Below are 1,772 nucleotides of genomic sequence, written 5' to 3' on the forward strand. Positions count from 1 at the left end.
GTGTGGAAAAGTCGGAGGTTATTTCCCGGCTGTTACAGGCCAGCGGCATTCACCACAACCTGCTCAATGCTCGCCCAGAGAATGTGGAACGGGAATCAGAAATTGTCGCCCAAGCAGGAAGAAAGGGGGCGGTGACCATTGCCACCAACATGGCTGGTCGAGGTACAGATATTATTCTGGGGGGTAATGCGGATTACATGGCCCGCCTGAAAGTGCGGGAATATTTGATGCCTAAAATTGTCCGCCCCGAAGATGATGAGTTGGGGGCTGGAGTAACAGGTTGGGTGAGCGGTCGAGAAAAACCCCAGGGCTTTGGTAACCAAAATGGCAAGAAAAAAGTCAAAACCTGGCAGGTTTCTCCAGATATTTATCCCACTACTATTAGCCAAGAAACAGAAGATCTGCTCAAAAAAGCGGTGAAGTTTGCGGTGGACCAGTACGGTCTACAAAGTCTAACGGAACTAGAAGCAGAAGATAAATTGGCGATCGCCTCGGAGAAGGGGCCCACCGATGATCTGGTCATTCTCAAACTGCGGGAAGTTTACAACCAAATTCGCCGGGAGTATGAGGTACTGACTTCGGCGGAACATAAAGAGGTGGTTGAGCTGGGGGGATTACACGTTATTGGTACAGAGCGCCATGAATCCCGTCGAGTAGATAACCAACTGCGGGGCCGGGCTGGTCGCCAAGGGGACCCCGGATCCACTCGCTTTTTCCTCAGCTTGGAAGATAACCTCTTGCGCATTTTTGGCGGCGATCGAGTGGCGGGGCTGATGAACATGTTCCGAGTGGAAGAGGATATGCCCATTGAATCGAAAATGCTCACCGGTTCCCTGGAGGGGGCCCAGAAAAAGGTGGAAACCTATTACTACGACATCCGTAAGCAGGTGTTTGAGTATGACGAAGTGATGAATAACCAGAGGAAGGCCATTTATGCAGAGCGGCGACGGGTATTGGAGGGACTAGACCTGAAGGAACAGGTATTGGTCTATGCCGAAAAAACCATGGATGAAATCGTCGATGCCTACGTTAATCCGGAATTACCACCGGAGGAATGGGACGTGGAAAATATGCTCGATAAGGCTAAGCAATTTGTCTATCTGCTCGAGGACTTAACGGTGGAAGACTTGGGAGATATGACCGTGTGGGAAATGAAAACCTTTTTCCATGAAGAAGTCCGCAAAGCCTATGATCTCAAGGAGAACCAGGTGGACAAAGTGCGTCCCGGTTTAATGCGGGAAGCGGAGCGATATTTCATCCTGCAACAGATTGATAATCTTTGGCGGGAACACCTCCAGTCCATGGAGGCCCTGCGGGAGTCCATTGGTTTGCGAGGTTATGGACAAAAAGATCCCCTAATTGAATATAAACAGGAGGGTTATGAAATGTTCCTGGAAATGATGATTGATATCCGCCGTAACGTGGTTTATTCTCTCTTCCAGTTCCAACCCCAGCAACAACCCCAAGCCGTTTAACCCCAATGCTTGCTCAGTTTTTTGGGGGGAGAGGGGAACTAGACAAACGCTATTTCCCCGGTCTGATTGGGTGCGTAGATGGTTCTAGGCTCCGTTAGACCTTTGCTTGAAATTCGCTGAGCATTGATTCCAGTGCGTTGCTTGGATTCAAGCACCAGTCTTCCCCCCGCAAATAGCCCACATGCCCCCCCGGGCAAACCGCTCTCAGGGGTAGATTGTTTTCATCCAGATAGCGATAAATTTTTTCCACGCTGGCTTGTTGGCGGGGCCAATGGAACGTTTTTGTCTGCCGTAGTG

2 pseudogenes are annotated in these 1,772 nt (G+C 50.2%); one reads left to right on the forward strand and one right to left on the reverse strand.

Features of this window, described 5'->3' with window-relative positions:
* Positions 1-1,475, forward strand: a pseudogene (gene secA / locus IQ219_RS19380) (preprotein translocase subunit SecA); the annotation flags it as partial.
* A 94-nt stretch (positions 1,476-1,569) separates the two neighbouring features.
* Here secA and IQ219_RS20300 read toward each other — a convergent pair.
* A pseudogene (locus tag IQ219_RS20300) lies at positions 1,570-1,772 on the reverse strand (MBL fold metallo-hydrolase); the annotation flags it as partial.

The sequence above is a fragment of the Synechocystis sp. LEGE 06083 genome, assembly GCF_015207725.1.
GTDB classification, from domain to species: domain Bacteria; phylum Cyanobacteriota; class Cyanobacteriia; order Cyanobacteriales; family Microcystaceae; genus Synechocystis; species Synechocystis salina.